The organism is Streptomyces sp. NPDC050674, from assembly GCF_040654575.1.
Classification (GTDB): domain Bacteria; phylum Actinomycetota; class Actinomycetes; order Streptomycetales; family Streptomycetaceae; genus Streptomyces.
The window spans coordinates 301,668-316,759 of the sequence record NZ_JBFAIG010000005.1 but is presented as its reverse complement, the minus strand read 5'-3'; the positions used below and the strand labels follow the sequence as shown (position 1 = coordinate 316,759).

Here is a 15,092-nt window from a genome sequence, read left to right as displayed (position 1 = left end):
CCGCTCACCCCTCGGCCGCTGCCGAGGCCTGGGCTTCGCCGCGGCGGCGGATCTGGTTGAACGTGAACTGGGCCAGGTCGTCACCGGTCTTGTAGACCGGGGTGTCCTTGGGCGTGACGTCCTTGCCGTTGGTGAAGCCCGCGTTGGTGAAGTAGGCGTAACGGCCGTAGGAGTTGGACGTCGTGCGGCAGAAGCCGGATTCGCAGAAGGGCTTCACACCGCCGCCGGAGAGCGACCTGACGAAGCTCTGCTTGGTGCTCTGGTCCTTGGCCTTGGCGGCCTGCGCCTCGGTGTCGAAGACGGCCACGCCGACCGTGACCGCGACGCCGTCCTTGACGTAGGTGACGCGTATCAGACGGGTGCAGTCGTTCGCGGTGAGGATCTTGGGGAGCGTGCCTCCGGCCGCCGAGGCGCAGTTCCTGGTGTCGGCCGTGGGGCCCTTCTTGTAGACCGTCTCGCCCATGGTGAGCTGGGTGCCCGGGAAGAGGGTCGCCGGGCTGAGCGGGGCCGTGTCCTTCTTCGCGCTGGCGATGAAGTCCTCGGGGTCCAGCGGGGGAGGGGCGCTGGTCGGGGCGAACGACGGGGCCGAGGCGGACTGGCTCGGGATGTCGGCCGAGGGCAGCGAGGTCGGATTGCCCTGCTTGTCGCCACCGGCCGAGACGACGGCCACCGCGACCGCGGTGCCGATCGCGGCGGTGGCGAACGCGCCGCCGCCGATCAGCAGCAGCCGGCGCCGCCTGTTGCGGGCCTCGGAGGCCTCAGCGAGCGCCGCCCAGTCCGGGGACTGGCCGCCCCCGCTGCTCCAGGGCTGCTGCGACTGCGGTTTCCAGGGATCCCACTGGGACTGAGGTCCCCCCTGCTGCCCATAGCTCATGGGCCGCATCTTAGACGGGACAAGGGGTGTGCTGGTCCGCCCGGATCGGGGCTCCAGCCCCTAGCGTTCCTCCCATGCGCACGGTCAAAGGCGACATCTCCGGGTGGTTGGGGCGACTGCTGCCGGCCGTGGTGCCGCTGGCCTGTCTGCTCGCCTGGCAGGGCCTCGGGGCCGGGGTGTGGCCGTCGGTCGTGATGGGGGTACTGGGGGCGGGCCGTCGTCCGCGCGGGGGCCGGTCCGTGGTGCGGTGGTGCGCGGCCGTCGCCGTCGACGCACTGCTCCCGGTGGTCGTCCCCTGGGTGCGGCCGGTGCGGCGGCGGACGCTGCGCAGGGCCGTGACGCTCTGTGCCGTCCTGTACGTGTCCGTGACCGAGCGGTTGCGCTGACACCGCGTTTTGACCCTTGTGCCGTACCCCGGTATTCTGCTTGTTCGTTGTGTATTGGCTTGCTCATTCTCACGGGACGGGCCCTTACACCGGTCCACCGGGCCGATGACCAGCGACCCCACGTACGCGGTATGCGTCGCCGCAGTGCGGTCCAGGCTGTCGTGATCGTTTCGGTGACCAGTTATGGACCATTCACTCGAAGCGAAGGCTACGAACCGTGCGTACGTACAGCCCCAAGCCCGGCGATGTGACGCGCCAGTGGCACGTCATCGACGCTCAGGACGTTGTCCTGGGCCGTCTCGCCACCACTGCCGCGACGCTCCTCCGGGGCAAGCACAAGCCGATCTACGCGCCGCACGTCGACGCTGGTGACTTCGTCATCATCATCAACGCCGACAAGGTGCACCTCTCCGGCAACAAGCGGACCCAGAAGATGGCGTACCGCCACTCCGGATACCCGGGTGGTCTGCGCTCCGTCCGTTACGACGAGCTGCTCGACAAGAACCCCGAGAAGGCCGTCGAGAAGGCCATCAAGGGCATGCTCCCCAAGAACACGCTGGGCCGTCAGATGCTCTCGAAGCTGAAGGTCTACAAGGGTGACCAGCACCCGCACGGCGCGCAGCAGCCGCAGCCGTACGAGATCACCCAGGTCGCGCAGTAAGTCCGGCCACCACCCCTAGACCGAACAGAATCTGAGGAGAATCGTGGCCGAGACCACTGCCGAGCAGCCGCTCGAAGAGCTTGACATCGACAGCTACACCACCGAGTCCGAGGTGCCCGTCGAGGGCGAGTACACCTCGGAGTCCATGGCTTCCCGCTTCGGCGAGCCCCAGCCGGCCGCCGGCCTGGGCCGTCGCAAGAACGCCATCGCCCGCGTCCGGATCGTCCCGGGCACCGGCAAGTGGAAGATCAACGGTCGCACCCTCGAGGACTACTTCCCGAACAAGGTGCACCAGCAGGAAGTCAACGAGCCGTTCAAGGTTCTCGAGCTCGAGGGCCGTTACGACGTCATCGCGCGCATCGCCGGTGGCGGTGTCTCCGGCCAGGCCGGTGCGCTCCGTCTCGGTGTCGCCCGCGCGCTGAACGAGGCCGACGTCGACAACAACCGCGGCCCGCTGAAGAAGGCCGGCTTCCTCAAGCGCGACGACCGTGCGGTCGAGCGCAAGAAGGCCGGTCTCAAGAAGGCCCGCAAGGCTCCGCAGTACAGCAAGCGCTAATCGCGTCGCCTGTCCTTGCGACTGGCTTCGCAACGATCGCCCCGGCGGCACGGTTGTGCTGCCGGGGCGGTTTCGTTTACACAACCCCTACAGCCCCCGGACAGTCTCAGGGGGTGTACTCGGGGGTGTGAGCCGCACTCTCTTCAGCAATTCGGAGGACACCACTGTGGGACGACTCTTCGGCACGGACGGCGTGCGCGGTGTCGCCAACGCGGATCTGACGGCGGAGATGGCCCTGGGCCTGTCCGTGGCCGCGGCACACGTACTGGCCGAGGCGGGCACGTTCGAAGGACACCGGCCGAGGGCCGTGGTCGGGCGTGACCCCCGTGCCTCCGGGGAGTTCATGGAAGCCGCCGTCGTCGCGGGACTCGCCAGCGCGGGCGTGGACGTCCTGCGGGTCGGCGTGCTGCCGACGCCCGCCGTTGCGTACCTCACCGCAGAGCTCGGCGCCGACCTCGGTGTGATGCTCTCCGCGAGCCACAACGCCATGCCCGACAACGGCGTCAAGTTCTTCGCCCGCGGTGGGCACAAGCTCGCCGACGAGCTGGAGGACCGGATCGAGTCGGTCTACGAGGAGCACCGCACCGGCGCCCCGTGGGACCGCCCGACCGGCTCGGGTGTGGGCCGCGTACGCGACTACGACGAGGGCTTCGACCGGTACGTCGCGCATCTGCTGGGTGCCCTGCCGAACCGGCTCGACGGGCTGAAGATCGTCCTCGACGAGGCGCACGGCGCCGCCGCCCGGGTTTCGCCGGAGGCGTTCCAGCGGGCCGGTGCCGAGGTCGTCACCATCGGGGCCGAGCCGGACGGGCTCAACATCAACGACGGGTGCGGTTCGACGCACCTGGACAAGATCAAGGCCGCCGTCGTCGAGCACGGCGCCGACCTGGGCATCGCGCACGACGGGGACGCCGACCGGTGCCTCGCCGTCGACCACACCGGTGAAGAGGTGGACGGGGACCAGATCCTCGCCGTGCTCGCGCTGGCGATGCGGGAGCGGTCCGTGCTGCGGTCCGAGACGGTCGTGGCCACCGTGATGTCCAACCTCGGGTTCAAGCTGGCCATGGAGCGCGAGGGCATCCGGCTGGTGCAGACGGCCGTCGGGGACCGGTACGTGCTGGAGGAGATGAAGGAGCACGGGTTCGCCCTCGGCGGTGAGCAGTCCGGGCACGTGATCATCCTCGACCACGCGACGACCGGGGACGGCACGCTGACCGGTCTGCTGCTGGCGGCCCGGGTGGCCCAGAGCGGGCGTTCGCTGCGGGAGCTCGCCGGGGTCATGGACCGGCTGCCGCAGGTGCTGATCAATGTGCCTGACGTCGACCGGACGCGGGTGGGGACGTCCGCGGAGCTGTCGGCGGCGGTGTCGGACGCGGAGCGGGAGCTCGGGGAGACCGGGCGGGTGCTGCTGCGGCCCTCCGGGACCGAGCCGTTGGTGCGGGTGATGGTCGAGGCGGCTGATATCGAGCAGGCTCGGTCTGTCGCGGGGCGGTTGGCCGATGCGGTGAAGTCCGCGCTCGGTTGATGGAGCGGGCCGGGCCGGGGGTGGGGGCTGTGGTTTGTTGCGGGCTGCGGGTTGTGGGTGGCTTGTCGCGCAGTTCCCCGCGCCCCTGAGGGGGCGTGATCGTCTGAAGGGCGGCTGACGGGGTCTCAGGTGTTGGTCTTCTGGCGTTGTCTTGCCCAGAACCACTTCTGGGTCAGCAAGGTGGTCGTGCCGGCGATGACGATGCCCAGCAGGTTCAGCAGGAGTTGCTGGGTGGAGCCCCACGTCTGGCTCATGTCGCCGTAGCTCAGGGCCACGGCCGCGTTCGCCGCCGCCGGGACCGTCGTGACGGAGATGGCCACGCCGACCAGCGCGCCCGACTTGGCCGAGGTCAGGGAGAGGGTGCCGGCGATTCCGGCCAGGACCGCCACGACGAAGGAGAACCAGTCGGGCGCGTAGATGAAGCCCGTGTTGGGGCGGTCGGCCTCGAGTTGCGCCTCGGTGAACAGGCCGACCGCGTCCATGAAGAGGCTGAAGGCGACCGTCGTCGCCATCGCCGCCGCGAAGCCCACCAGCAGGGCGATCAGCGAGCGCAGGGCCAGGCGCGGCCCCCGTTGGACGATCGCGGTGCAGATGCCGGCCAGGGGGCCGAACTCGGGGCCCACTGCCATGGCACCCACGATCAGGATCGCGTTGTCCAGCACCACACCGCAGGCCGCGATCATCGTGGCCAGCGTGAGGAACGCCAGGTACGTGACGGAGAGGGTGGACTCCTCGTGGGTCGCCTCGCTCAGGTGCTCCCACAGGACGGCGTCCACGCCCTCGCCCGGGGCGTCCGCCTCGGCCTTGTCGGCCCGCTCCGACAAGGACAGGTCGATGGACTCGACGGCGATGGAGCCGGAGGTGTCGATGCCGAGGTCCCGCAGCCCGGACAGCAGGTCGTCGCCCGCCTCTCGGGCCACGTCGCACATCACCACGTCCCCGGCGGGGTCCCGGGCGGCGCCCGGCAGGACGACGAGGTGGGTGGTGCCGACCGTCCTCTCGATCAGCAGGACCACCTTGTCGGTCCGGTCGGACGGTGTGATCAGACGCAGATGGAGCATGGCGCTCATCTAACCCGTCTTCCCTCCCGCGTCACAGCTTGCGCAGACTGAGCCGCTGCACCTTGTGGTCCGCGCCCTTGCGCACGACGAGGGCGGCACGACCGCGGGTGGGGGCGATGTTCTCGACCAGGTTGGGCCGGTTGATGGTGCGCCACATCGTCCGGGCGTAGTCCAGGGCCTCCTCCTCCGAGACCTGGGTGTACTTGCGGAAGTACGAGGACGGGTCCTGGAAGGCGGTCGCGCGCAGCTTGCGGAAGCGGTTGAGGTACCAGGTCTCGATGTCCTCGACGCGGGCGTCGACGTAGACGCTGAAGTCGAAGTAGTCGGCGAGACCGACGCGGGTGCGGCCGTCCTTGCCGGGCAGGGCCGGCTGGAGGACGTTCAGGCCCTCGACGATCAGAATGTCGGGGCGGCGGACCGTGAGCCTCTTGTCCGGGACGATGTCGTAGATCAGGTGGGAGTAGACGGGCGCGGTGACCTCGTCCTTGCCGGCCTTGATGTCGGCGACGAAGCGGGTCAGGGCGCGGCGGTCGTAGGACTCCGGGAAGCCCTTGCGGGACATCAGGCCGCGGGCCTGGAGCTCCCGGGTGGGCAGCAGGAAGCCGTCCGTGGTGACCAGCTCGACGCGCGGGTGCTCGGGCCAGCGCGACAGCAGGGCCTGGAGGAGGCGGGCGACCGTCGACTTGCCGACGGCGACCGAGCCGGCCACGCCTATGACGAACGGGGTGCCCGACTGGGAGCCCTGTTCGCCGAGGAACGTGTTCAGCGCGCCTCTGAGGCCGTCGGTGGCTCCGACGTAGAGGTTGAGAAGCCGGGACAGCGGGAGGTAGATGTCCCGCACCTCGTCGAGGTCGATCACGTCGCCGAGACCGCGCAGCTTCTCGACCTCCTCGGCCGTCAGAGGCAGCGGCGTCTTGTCACGCAGCGCGCTCCATTCGGCTCGGGTGAGGTCGACGTAGGGAGTCGCCTCCGGGCGGGGCCGGTGGGCGCTCCGGGGCATCGAGGAGACCGGAGAGATCACAGTCCATTGTTACGGCAGTACGAACGGATGGTGAGGTGGGATCCGTCACGCGGGCTCCTCGCGGGCCCCGGTGGGGCGAGAACCGGCCGAACGCCTGTCGCCCTTTGGGGTTCGTACCCCGGTGGCGATTTCCGATTTCGGGCACGCTGCGCCCCGTTCGGCGCGGGAATCGCCCCTAAGCTGCCGCCCATGTGTGGAATCGTGGGATACGTGGGGCCGCAGTCCGCGCTCGAGGTCGTGATGGCCGGGCTGAAGCGGCTGGAGTACCGGGGGTACGACTCGGCGGGCGTCGCCGTCCTGGCCGACGGCGGCCTGGCGACGGCGAAGAAGGCCGGCAAGCTCCTCAACCTGGAGAAGGAACTGGACGGCAGGCCGCTGCCGACCGGCGCGACGGGCATCGGGCACACCCGCTGGGCCACGCACGGCGGTCCGACGGACTCCAACGCCCACCCGCACATCGACAACGCGGGACGGGTCGCGGTGGTGCACAACGGCATCATCGAGAACTTCGCCCTGCTGCGGGCCGAGCTGGCGGAGCGCGGGCACGACCTGGCCTCCGAGACGGACACCGAGGTCGTGGCGCACCTGCTCGCCGAGGAGTTCTCCGCCTGCGCGGACCTGGCCGAGGCCATGCGGCTGGTGTGCCGTCGGCTGGAGGGCGCGTTCACGCTGGTCGCGGTGCACGCCGACGAGCCGGACGTGGTGGTGGGGGCGCGGCGGAACTCGCCCCTGGTGGTCGGCGTCGGTGAGGGCGAGGCCTTCCTCGCCTCGGACGTCGCCGCGTTCATCGCCCACACGCGCTCGGCCGTCGAACTCGGCCAGGACCAGGTGGTGGAGCTGCGCCGGGACGGCGTGACCGTGACCGGTTTCGACGGCCGTCCGGCCGATGTGCGCTCGTACCACGTGGACTGGGACGCCTCGGCCGCCGAGAAGGGCGGCTACGACTACTTCATGCTCAAGGAGATCGCCGAGCAGCCCAAGGCGGTCGCCGACACGCTCCTGGGCCGGATCGACGGTTCCGGTTCGCTGACGCTGGACGAGGTGCGGATCCCGGCCGGGGCGCTTCGGGAGATCGACAAGGTCGTCATCGTCGCCTGCGGTACGGCCTTCCACGCCGGGATGATCGCCAAGTACGCCATCGAGCACTGGACACGGCTGCCCTGCGAGGTGGAGCTGGCGAGCGAGTTCCGCTACCGGGACCCGATCCTGGACGCGCAGACGCTCGTCATCGCCATCTCCCAGTCCGGCGAGACCATGGACACGCTGATGGCGCTGCGGCACGCCCGTGAGCAGGGCTCCAGGGTGCTGGCGATCTGCAACACCAACGGGTCGACGATCCCGCGCGAGTCGGACGCGGTGCTGTACACCCACGCCGGGCCCGAGGTGGCCGTCGCCTCGACGAAGGCGTTCCTGACGCAGCTCGTGGCGTGCTACCTGGTCGCCCTGTACCTGGGCCAGGTGCGGGGCACCAAGTGGGGCGACGAGATCCGGGCGGTGATCCGCGACCTGTCCTCGATCGCCGGTGCGGTGGAGCGGGTGCTGGGCACGATGGAGCCGGTGCGGGAACTGGCGCGCACGCTGGCCTCGAAGAAGACGGTGCTGTTCCTGGGCCGGCACGTGGGGTATCCGGTGGCGCTCGAAGGGGCGCTGAAGCTCAAGGAACTCGCCTACATGCACGCGGAGGGGTTCGCGGCCGGGGAGCTGAAGCACGGGCCCATCGCGCTGATCGAGGAGGACCTGCCGGTCGTCGTGGTGGTCCCGTCGCCGCGCGGGCGGTCGGTGCTGCACGACAAGATCGTGTCCAACATCCAGGAGATCCGGGCGCGGGGTGCGCGGACCATCGTGATCGCGGAGGAGGGCGACGAGGCGGTCGTGCCGTATGCGGACCATCTGGTCCGGATTCCCGCCACGCCGACCTTGTTGCAGCCGCTCGTCGCGACGGTGCCGCTTCAGGTGTTCGCGTGTGAGCTGGCGACGGCCCGGGGCAACGAGGTGGACCAGCCGCGGAACCTGGCGAAGTCGGTGACCGTGGAGTGAGCGGGAAGCCGGAGTGACCGAAAGGGGCGGAGGGCCGGACGCCCTTCGCCCCTCGGGTCAGCCGGTCAGGCCGTCAGCTGCTCAGACGGGCAGGCAGGTCGCGGGGACCCAGCCCTCCACGCTGGTGCTGTTGGGGCCGCCGAAGTACCACTTGTTGCTCGTCTTGCCGCAGGCCGTGTAGCTGCCGCCGGTGACGGGCCTGCTGCCGCCGAAGCAGATGCCGCCCTTCTGGCCCTTGCCCCAGGTGCCGAGCGCGGTCGAGCTCGTCTTGGGCTGGCTGCGGAGGTTGACGGTCGCCTTGGGCTTCACGTTGGTCAGCGCGCTGCTGCAGTCGGGCTGCGTCGCCGCGGCGGCGGTGCCGGCGGTGGCGACGGTGCCGGTGAGGGCCGTGGCGAGGAGAGCTATGGCACTGGCCGCGGTCCCCAGCGACGTGAACTTCATGGACGGTGTCCTCCCGTTTGGTGCGATGCCGTTTGCACATCGCGGTCAGCGCGAACTCTATAGCGGGCAGGGAGAGTTGAGGATCACGGGGTCGGCCGGGCGGTACCCGGGAGCCGTTCGCCCCGGATCGGGCCCGTCACCGTAGGGTGCTGCCCATGAGCATCATCGGGGTCGGCATCGACGTTGCCGAGATCGAGCGGTTCGCGGCTTCACTGGAGCGTACGCCCGCCTTGGCGGCGCGGCTGTTCGTCGAGCGGGAGCTGCTGCTGCCCAGCGGGGAACGGCGGGGCGTCGCCTCCCTCGCCGCGCGGTTCGCGGCCAAGGAGGCGCTGGCGAAGGCGCTCGGCGCTCCGTCCGGGCTGCTGTGGACGGACGCCGAGGTGTGTGTCGAGGACAGCGGGCAGCCCCGGCTGCGGGTGAGCGGGACGGTGGCCGCGCGGGCCGCCGAGCTCGGCGTGCGGAGCTGGCACGTGTCCCTGAGCCATGACGCGGGGGTGGCCTCCGCGGTGGTGATCGCGGAGGGATGAGGAGTCAGGCCAGGGCCCAGATCAGCGTCACCGTGCCGATGAGGCCGATCGCGCCCAGCGTCGTACCGGCCGCCGCCGGCCACAGCCGGCCCGTTCCCCTGCGGGCGTAGTGCAGGCCCATCGACCCGAACGTCACCGCGAGCGCTCCCGCCAGAACCGTCCACGGGATCAGGAACATCCAGGTACCCGCCGCCGAGAAGGCGCCGAGGACCAGGGCCGTGGGGCCGAGGGCGGTGGCGGGGCTGTCCGTCTCGCCGGGCGCTGTCGAACTGGTCATGTCTCGCGATCCCCCTTTTTTGAACGAGTTCAAAACACGGCTCGATCATACGCCGGGGGCGGCGCCCGTGGTGGAGAAACCCCGAAGCCCCCGCCGGGCGTGAAGGCGGGGGCTTCGGAGCGTGGGGTCCCGGTCAGCAGATGGACTGGCTGGTGTTCACCCGCGTGATGTTGCGGAACGTCGTGCTGTCGCCGCAGGGGCTCTCCCTGATGGCCGAGTCGGTGACCGTCAGGTTCTGGATGGTGATGTCCTTGTTGTTGGGGAACTCAGAGCGGGCGGCCAGGCGCAGCTCGCCGCCGCCCGTGATCGTGCCGCTTTGGGCCGCGAGGCTGACGTTGTAACAGTTCTCGATCAGGACCGAGTTGTTGCCGGTCCGGGAGAGCGTCACCTTGTCGATGACGGCCCCGCCGCTCTCCGAGACGCAGAACACGCCGCGTCCGCCGCCGCGTGCGACGACCTCCCCGACGCGGATGTTGGTCGGGTAGCCGCTGCCGATGCGGCCGTTGCGGTTGGCCATGCGGAAGGCGGCGTAGCCGGTGCCCGCGCCCGCGTTCTCGGCGTCCACCTTGCCGACGGTGGCGTTGACGGTCTGGTTGAGCAGCAGGCCGGACTCGCCCACGTTGCGCGCGGTGACGGTGCCGATGGTGATGCCGTCGACGCCGTAGGTCTCGACGGCGTGGCTGGACGCGCCGGAGACGTAGACGTTGTCGATGCGGACGTTGCGCGTCCACTGGCTGGTGTCGCCCCGGTTGTCGATGCGGACGCCCAGGCCGCGGGTGAGGCGCATGTCGATCTGGCCCAGCACCACGTTCTGGACGTTGCGCAGGAAGATGCCGTACAGCGGGGTGCCGGTGAGCTTGAGGTTCTGGATCTCGATGTCGCGCGTGCCGCGTGAGTAGACCGGCGCCTGGTCGCCCGAGCCGCTGCCGGTGACGTTGATCGTGCCGCAGACGTCGAGGGCGGTGTAGCTCGGCAGCGAGATGCGCGAACCCGCCGGGACCGAGCCCGAGCCCCGGACCACCACCCGCTCCTTCGCGGTGCGCCCGGCGGTCAGGCTGTTGACGGCCGCCTGGACGGCCGCGCGCATGTCGGTGCCGGTGTAGACCGTGCTGCCGCCGCGCCGGGCGGTCCAGGAGCTGCCGCTCTGTACGGCCTCGGCCTGGAAGGAGCCGTCTCCGCAGGCCAGTGCGCGCGTGGGGGCGGCCGTGGCGGGGGCGGTCAGGGTGCCGGCGGCGGTGAGGAGGGCGGTGGCGCCGGCTGCGGCCAGTAATGCGGCTCTGCGTCCCATGGGGGGCCTCGGTTTCGTCGAAACGTGGGGGGTGCGCAAGCGCTTTCTGCGCGGCCGGGAGTCTGGCAAAGAGGCGGCAAAGCGTCAATGGATGCGACACGGTGCGCAGATGAAGGGGATGCGGGAGGTGCGTGTGAGGGGGAGTGGCCCGGCGGTGGTACGGGAAACTCGACCGCATGCGTACTGCGTACAGCGTGGAGACGGTCCGGAACGCCGAACGGGAACTGATGGCGCGGCTGCCGGAGGGGGCGCTGATGCAACGCGCCGCCGCCGGGCTCGCCGCCGCCTGCGCCGACCTGCTGGGGCGGGTGTACGGGAGCAGGGTCGTGCTGCTGATCGGCAGCGGTGACAACGGGGGTGACGCCCTGTACGCCGGGGCCCGGCTGGCCCGTCGGGGGGCCGGGGTCACGGCGGTGCTGCTCGCGCCGGACCGGGCGCACGCGGCGGGACTCGCGGCGTTGCGGCGGGCCGGGGGGCGGGTCGCCGGGGCGGGGGAGGGGGAGGCGCTGGTCGAGGGCGCGGACCTCGTCCTCGACGGGATCGTCGGGATCGGCGGGAAGGGCGGGTTGCGGCCGGACGCCGTGCCGTTGGCGGCCGCGGCCGGGCGGTCGCGGGGGGCCGTGGTCGCGGTCGACCTGCCGAGTGGTGTCGACGCCGACACCGGGGAGGTGCGCGGGGTCGCCGTGCGGGCCGATCTGACCGTGACCTTCGGGACGCACAAGCCGGGGCTGCTGATCGACCCGGCGCGGGAGTACGCCGGGTCGGTGCGGCTGGTCGACATCGGGCTGGAGCTGCCGGCCGAGGCGGAGCTGGAGGCGTTGCAGCACGAGGACGTGGCCCGGCTGCTGCCGGTGCCGCGGGCGGAGAGCGACAAGTACCGGCGGGGCGTGGTCGGGATCGCCGCCGGGTCGGCGCGCTACCCGGGCGCCGCCGTGCTGGCCGTCGCGGGCGCGCTGCGGGGCGGGGCCGGGGCGGTCCGGTACGTCGGGCCGGCCGGGGACGCGGTCATCGCCCGGTTCCCCGAGACGCTCGTGTCGGACCAGGGACCGAAGCACGCCGGGCGGGTGCAGGCGTGGGTCGTCGGGCCGGGGGCCGGGGACGACGCGAAGACGGTGGCGGAGGTGCTGGCCGCGCAGGTGCCGGTGCTGATCGACGCGGACGGGCTGCGGCTGGCGGACGCGGAGGTCGTGCGGGAGCGGCGGGCGCCGACGCTGATGACGCCGCATGCGGGCGAGGCCGCGGCGCTGCTGGGCGTGGAACGGGGGGAGGTCGAGGCGGGGCGGCTGGCCGCGGTGCGGGAGCTGGCGCGGCGGTACGGGGCGACGGTGTTGCTGAAGGGGTCGACGACGTTGGTCGCCGACTCGGGGGGCGGTGCGGTGCGGGTGAATCCGACGGGCACCGGCTGGCTGGCCACGGCCGGGAGCGGGGACGTGCTGTCCGGGCTGGGCGGGTCGTTGCTGGCGGCGGGGCTGTCGGCGGTGGACGCGGGGAGTGCGGGGGCGTATCTGCACGGGCTGGCCGGGCGGTTGGCGGCGGACGGGGCGCCGGTGGGGGCGCATGACGTGGCCGGGGCGGTGCCGGAGGCTTGGCGGAATGTCCTGGGGTGAGGGCTGCGGCTGAGGGGTGGTGCTGGGGGCTCATGGAGAGTGCGGGTCGGTGGAGGCGCTGGTCGGGTGCGGTGGGCGGACGGCGAGCGCGGGGGCGTATCTGCACGGGCTGGCCGGGCGGTTGGCGGCGGACGGGGCGCCGGTGGGGGCGCATGACGTGGCCGGGGCGGTGCCGGAGGCTTGGCGGAATGTCCTGGGGTGAGGGGTGAGGGGCGAGGGGTGAGGGCTGCGGCTGAGGGGTGGTGCTGGGGGCTCATGGAGAGTGCGGGTCGGTGGGGGCGCTGGTCGGGCGCGATGGGCGACGGCGAGCGCGGGGGCGTATCTGCACGGGCTGGCCGGGCGGTTGGCGGCGGACGGGGCGCCGGTGGGGGCGCATGACGTGGCCGGGGCGGTGCCGGAGGCTTGGCGGAATGTCCTGGGGTGAGGGGCGAGGGGTGAGGGCTGCGGCTGAGGGGTGGTGCTGGGGGCTCATGGAGAGTGCGGGTCGGTGGGGGCGCTGGTCGGGTGCGGTGGGCGGACGGCGAGCGCGAGTCCCTGCTGCTGACCGGCACCCCGGTGCACGACCCGGCCTCCCGGACGCGCCGGCGCGGTCGCCGCGTGGGCTCGGGTCCCGTGCGATGCGGTGCTGATGCCTCCGGGTGACCCCCGCCGCGCGGCAACCGTGGGGCGGGCCGTGGACCGCGTTTGTCTGGGCGTATGAGCCGCAGACGTGTCACCGGGCGGGTCCTCGCCCTTCTGCTCGCCGTTGTCGCCGTACTGCCCGGTGAAGTCGCCGGGGCCGCCCCCGTGCCGCCGGCTCCCGGGCCGTCGGCCGAGCTGGTGCCCGGGTCCGCGCCGGGGATCGCGCAGCCCTGGGCGCTCGACACGCCCGACCAGGCGCTGGCACCCGTGGTGTACCAGCCGTCCGCCGAGGAGGAGGCCGTCGAGCCGCGCAGCGCGCCGGCGGGGACGTACGCGCTCGTCGAGTACGTGCCGTTGGGAGATGCGGTCGCGCAGGTGAGCTGCACCGCGAAGGCCGGGCCGTATCAGCGCCAGGTCGAGCGGTGGCTGGGACTGCGGGTGGACGGGCGGCAGTCGGCGGCGGACTGCCGGGTCATCCGGGCGTTCCAGGTGAAGCAGGGGATCACCCCGGCCATGGGGTTCGCCGGGCCGGTCACCTGGTCGCGGATGCGGTACCTGTCGGCCCTCCGGAATCCGAACGCCGCCGGGAACTGCCCGGTGCGGACCCACCCCGTGGCGTGTGTGGATCTGACCCGGCAGCTGATGTGGGTGCAGAAGGGCCGGCAGGTGACGTTCGGCGCGGTGCCCATCCGCAGCGGCCGGGCCGGGTACCGGACCCGGGCCGGGTGGCACACGGTCTACTGGCGGCACAAGAACCACTGGTCGACGCTGTACAACACGCCCATGCCGTACTCCCAGTTCTTCAGCGGCGGGCAGGCCTTCCACGGCGTCTACGGCTCGCTGTACACCGCCGTCGGTTCGATGGGCTGCGTCAATCTCACCGTCGGTGACGCGCAGAGGTTGTGGGGGGTGCTCAGGAAAGGCGACCGGGTGTTCGTGTGGGGGCGGCGGCCCGGGACGTAGCCGACCCGACGCCGGAGCCCTCTGAGACACTGGGCGCGATGAGCGAGAGAACAGCCCCGACCGCGCCCCTGCGGGCCCGGGCCGAGATCGACCTGGCCGCCCTGCGGGCCAATGTGCGGGCCCTGCGTGCCCATGCGCCGGGCGCGGCCGTGATGGCCGTGGTGAAGTCCGAGGCGTACGGGCACGGGGCTGTGCCGTGCGCCCGGGCGGCCCTCGCCGCGGGAGCGACCTGGCTGGGCACGGCCACGCCCGAGGAGGCCCTCGCCCTGCGGGCCGCCGGGCTGCCGGGCCGCATCATGTGCTGGCTGTGGACGCCGGGCGGGCCGTGGCGCGAGGCGATCGAGGCCGACGTGGACGTGTCCGTCAGCGGCCTGTGGGCCCTGGAGGAGGTCGTCGCGGCGGCCGGGGAAGCCGGCCGGCCCGCCCGGGTGCAGCTCAAGGCGGACACCGGGCTCGGGCGGGGCGGATGCCAGCCGGGGGACGACTGGGCCGCGCTGGTGCGCGAGGCGCTGAGGGCCGAGGCCGAGGGGCTGCTGCGCGTCACCGGGCTGTGGTCGCACTTCGCCTGCGCGGACGAGCCCGGGCATCCCTCCATCGCCGCCCAGCTCGGCGTGTTCCGCGAGATGGTCGCGTACGCCGAGGGACAGGGCGCACGGCCCGAGGTCCGGCACATCGCCAACTCGCCGGCCACCCTCACCCTCCCCGAGAGCCACTTCGACCTGGTGCGCACCGGCATCGCCACCTACGGCATCTCGCCCAGCCCCGAGCTCGGCACCCCGGCCGACTTCGGGCTGCGCCCCGTCATGACGCTGTCGGCCTCGCTGGCCCTGGTCAAGCACGTGCCGGGCGGGCACGGCGTCAGCTACGGCCACCGGTACGTGACCCCCGGCGCCACCACCCTCGGCCTGGTTCCGCTGGGCTACGCGGACGGCGTCCCGCGGCACGCCTCCTCGGCCGGACCGGTCCTGGTCGAGGGCAAGTGGCGCACCATCGCCGGGCGGGTCGCGATGGATCAGTTCGTGGTGGATCTGGGCGGCGACGAGCCCGCCGCGGGGGCCGAGGCGGTCCTCTTCGGGCCCGGGGGCCGCGGCGAGCCCACCGCCGAGGACTGGGCCCAGGCGGCCGGAACCATCGCCTACGAGATCGTGACCCGGATCGGAACGCGTGTTCCGCGCGTCTATGTGCATGAGGAACAGGACGGGTAACTCGCACAGAGACGCGGTCACACGGGAAACAGCGGTCACTGA

General features: G+C 71.9%; 15 protein-coding genes. 9 read left to right on the top strand and 6 right to left on the bottom strand.

The features are described 5' to 3' along the window. Nucleotides 1-4 precede the first annotated feature (4 nt). Nucleotides 5-874 carry a hypothetical protein gene (locus AB0I06_RS11750; RefSeq protein ID WP_363118600.1) on the bottom strand — a complete coding sequence of 290 codons (870 nt, stop codon included), beginning with the start codon at nucleotides 872-874 and terminating at the stop codon, nucleotides 5-7. A gap of 74 nt (nucleotides 875-948) precedes the next feature. On the opposite strand from AB0I06_RS11750, the gene AB0I06_RS11745 reads away from it, so the two are divergent. The 4 genes from AB0I06_RS11745 (at nucleotide 949) to glmM (ending at nucleotide 4,002) form a co-directional block, all read left to right on the top strand. Further along, complete coding sequence (locus AB0I06_RS11745) at nucleotides 949-1,260, top strand: hypothetical protein (RefSeq protein ID WP_363118599.1); 312 nt, start codon at nucleotides 949-951, stop codon at nucleotides 1,258-1,260. Between the two features lie 217 nt (nucleotides 1,261-1,477). After that, nucleotides 1,478-1,921 (top strand): 50S ribosomal protein L13, encoded by a 444-nt coding sequence (rplM, locus tag AB0I06_RS11740; RefSeq protein WP_175434235.1) that lies wholly within the window; start codon nucleotides 1,478-1,480, stop codon nucleotides 1,919-1,921. 43 nt (nucleotides 1,922-1,964) lie between these two features. Next, nucleotides 1,965-2,477: a 30S ribosomal protein S9 gene (gene rpsI, locus AB0I06_RS11735; protein ID WP_004927169.1), complete on the top strand. Its 513-nt coding sequence runs from the start codon at nucleotides 1,965-1,967 to the stop codon at nucleotides 2,475-2,477. Between the two features lie 166 nt (nucleotides 2,478-2,643). Further along, a complete protein-coding gene (gene glmM / locus AB0I06_RS11730) occupies nucleotides 2,644-4,002 on the top strand; it encodes a phosphoglucosamine mutase (protein WP_363118598.1) in 1,359 nt (452 codons plus the stop codon). 125 nt (nucleotides 4,003-4,127) lie between these two features. On the opposite strand, the gene AB0I06_RS11725 is transcribed toward glmM, so the two are convergent. Further along, entirely contained in the window at nucleotides 4,128-5,063 is a 936-nt protein-coding gene (locus AB0I06_RS11725) for a DUF389 domain-containing protein (protein ID WP_363118648.1), read from the bottom strand. 31 nt (nucleotides 5,064-5,094) lie between these two features. Continuing rightward, nucleotides 5,095-6,063 carry a type I pantothenate kinase gene (gene coaA, locus AB0I06_RS11720; RefSeq protein ID WP_363118647.1) on the bottom strand — a complete coding sequence of 323 codons (969 nt, stop codon included), beginning with the start codon at nucleotides 6,061-6,063 and terminating at the stop codon, nucleotides 5,095-5,097. A gap of 210 nt (nucleotides 6,064-6,273) precedes the next feature. On the opposite strand from coaA, the gene glmS reads away from it, so the two are divergent. Next, a complete protein-coding gene (glmS, locus tag AB0I06_RS11715; protein ID WP_363118597.1) occupies nucleotides 6,274-8,121 on the top strand; it encodes a glutamine--fructose-6-phosphate transaminase (isomerizing) in 1,848 nt (615 codons plus the stop codon). An 81-nt stretch (nucleotides 8,122-8,202) separates the two neighbouring features. Here the strand turns inward: glmS and AB0I06_RS11710 are convergent, their stop codons facing one another. Then, nucleotides 8,203-8,562: a hypothetical protein gene (locus tag AB0I06_RS11710; RefSeq protein ID WP_363118596.1), complete on the bottom strand. Its 360-nt coding sequence runs from the start codon at nucleotides 8,560-8,562 to the stop codon at nucleotides 8,203-8,205. A 155-nt stretch (nucleotides 8,563-8,717) separates the two neighbouring features. Between AB0I06_RS11710 and AB0I06_RS11705 the strand changes: the two genes are divergently transcribed. After that, nucleotides 8,718-9,089 carry a holo-ACP synthase gene (locus AB0I06_RS11705; protein ID WP_031108732.1) on the top strand — a complete coding sequence of 124 codons (372 nt, stop codon included), beginning with the start codon at nucleotides 8,718-8,720 and terminating at the stop codon, nucleotides 9,087-9,089. 4 nt (nucleotides 9,090-9,093) lie between these two features. Here the strand turns inward: AB0I06_RS11705 and AB0I06_RS11700 are convergent, their stop codons facing one another. After that, nucleotides 9,094-9,366 carry a hypothetical protein gene (locus AB0I06_RS11700; protein WP_363118595.1) on the bottom strand — a complete coding sequence of 91 codons (273 nt, stop codon included), beginning with the start codon at nucleotides 9,364-9,366 and terminating at the stop codon, nucleotides 9,094-9,096. Between the two features lie 133 nt (nucleotides 9,367-9,499). After that, complete coding sequence (locus AB0I06_RS11695; protein WP_363118594.1) at nucleotides 9,500-10,654, bottom strand: hypothetical protein; 1,155 nt, start codon at nucleotides 10,652-10,654, stop codon at nucleotides 9,500-9,502. Between the two features lie 176 nt (nucleotides 10,655-10,830). Here AB0I06_RS11695 and AB0I06_RS11690 point away from each other — a divergent pair, with 176 nt between their 5' ends. The 3 genes from AB0I06_RS11690 (at nucleotide 10,831) to alr (ending at nucleotide 15,050) form a co-directional block, all read left to right on the top strand. Beyond that, nucleotides 10,831-12,261 carry an NAD(P)H-hydrate dehydratase gene (locus AB0I06_RS11690; protein ID WP_363118593.1) on the top strand — a complete coding sequence of 477 codons (1,431 nt, stop codon included), beginning with the start codon at nucleotides 10,831-10,833 and terminating at the stop codon, nucleotides 12,259-12,261. 696 nt (nucleotides 12,262-12,957) lie between these two features. Then, nucleotides 12,958-13,845 carry a L,D-transpeptidase family protein gene (locus tag AB0I06_RS11685; protein ID WP_363118592.1) on the top strand — a complete coding sequence of 296 codons (888 nt, stop codon included), beginning with the start codon at nucleotides 12,958-12,960 and terminating at the stop codon, nucleotides 13,843-13,845. A 38-nt stretch (nucleotides 13,846-13,883) separates the two neighbouring features. Then, a complete protein-coding gene (gene alr, locus AB0I06_RS11680; protein ID WP_363118591.1) occupies nucleotides 13,884-15,050 on the top strand; it encodes an alanine racemase in 1,167 nt (388 codons plus the stop codon). Nucleotides 15,051-15,092: the final 42 nt, after the last annotated feature.

Coding starts and splice junctions, on each gene's coding strand:
- AB0I06_RS11685 (WP_363118592.1), top strand. CDS start 12,958: ATGAGCCGCAGACGTGTCACCGGGCGGGTCCTCGCCCTTCTGCTCGCC.
- AB0I06_RS11750 (WP_363118600.1), bottom strand. CDS start 874: ATGAGCTATGGGCAGCAGGGGGGACCTCAGTCCCAGTGGGATCCCTGG.
- coaA (WP_363118647.1), bottom strand. CDS start 6,063: ATGCCCCGGAGCGCCCACCGGCCCCGCCCGGAGGCGACTCCCTACGTC.
- AB0I06_RS11700 (WP_363118595.1), bottom strand. CDS start 9,366: ATGACCAGTTCGACAGCGCCCGGCGAGACGGACAGCCCCGCCACCGCC.
- AB0I06_RS11705 (WP_031108732.1), top strand. CDS start 8,718: ATGAGCATCATCGGGGTCGGCATCGACGTTGCCGAGATCGAGCGGTTC.
- AB0I06_RS11710 (WP_363118596.1), bottom strand. CDS start 8,562: ATGAAGTTCACGTCGCTGGGGACCGCGGCCAGTGCCATAGCTCTCCTC.
- alr (WP_363118591.1), top strand. CDS start 13,884: ATGAGCGAGAGAACAGCCCCGACCGCGCCCCTGCGGGCCCGGGCCGAG.
- AB0I06_RS11695 (WP_363118594.1), bottom strand. CDS start 10,654: ATGGGACGCAGAGCCGCATTACTGGCCGCAGCCGGCGCCACCGCCCTC.
- AB0I06_RS11690 (WP_363118593.1), top strand. CDS start 10,831: ATGCGTACTGCGTACAGCGTGGAGACGGTCCGGAACGCCGAACGGGAA.
- AB0I06_RS11725 (WP_363118648.1), bottom strand. CDS start 5,063: ATGCTCCATCTGCGTCTGATCACACCGTCCGACCGGACCGACAAGGTG.
- glmS (WP_363118597.1), top strand. CDS start 6,274: ATGTGTGGAATCGTGGGATACGTGGGGCCGCAGTCCGCGCTCGAGGTC.
- AB0I06_RS11745 (WP_363118599.1), top strand. CDS start 949: ATGCGCACGGTCAAAGGCGACATCTCCGGGTGGTTGGGGCGACTGCTG.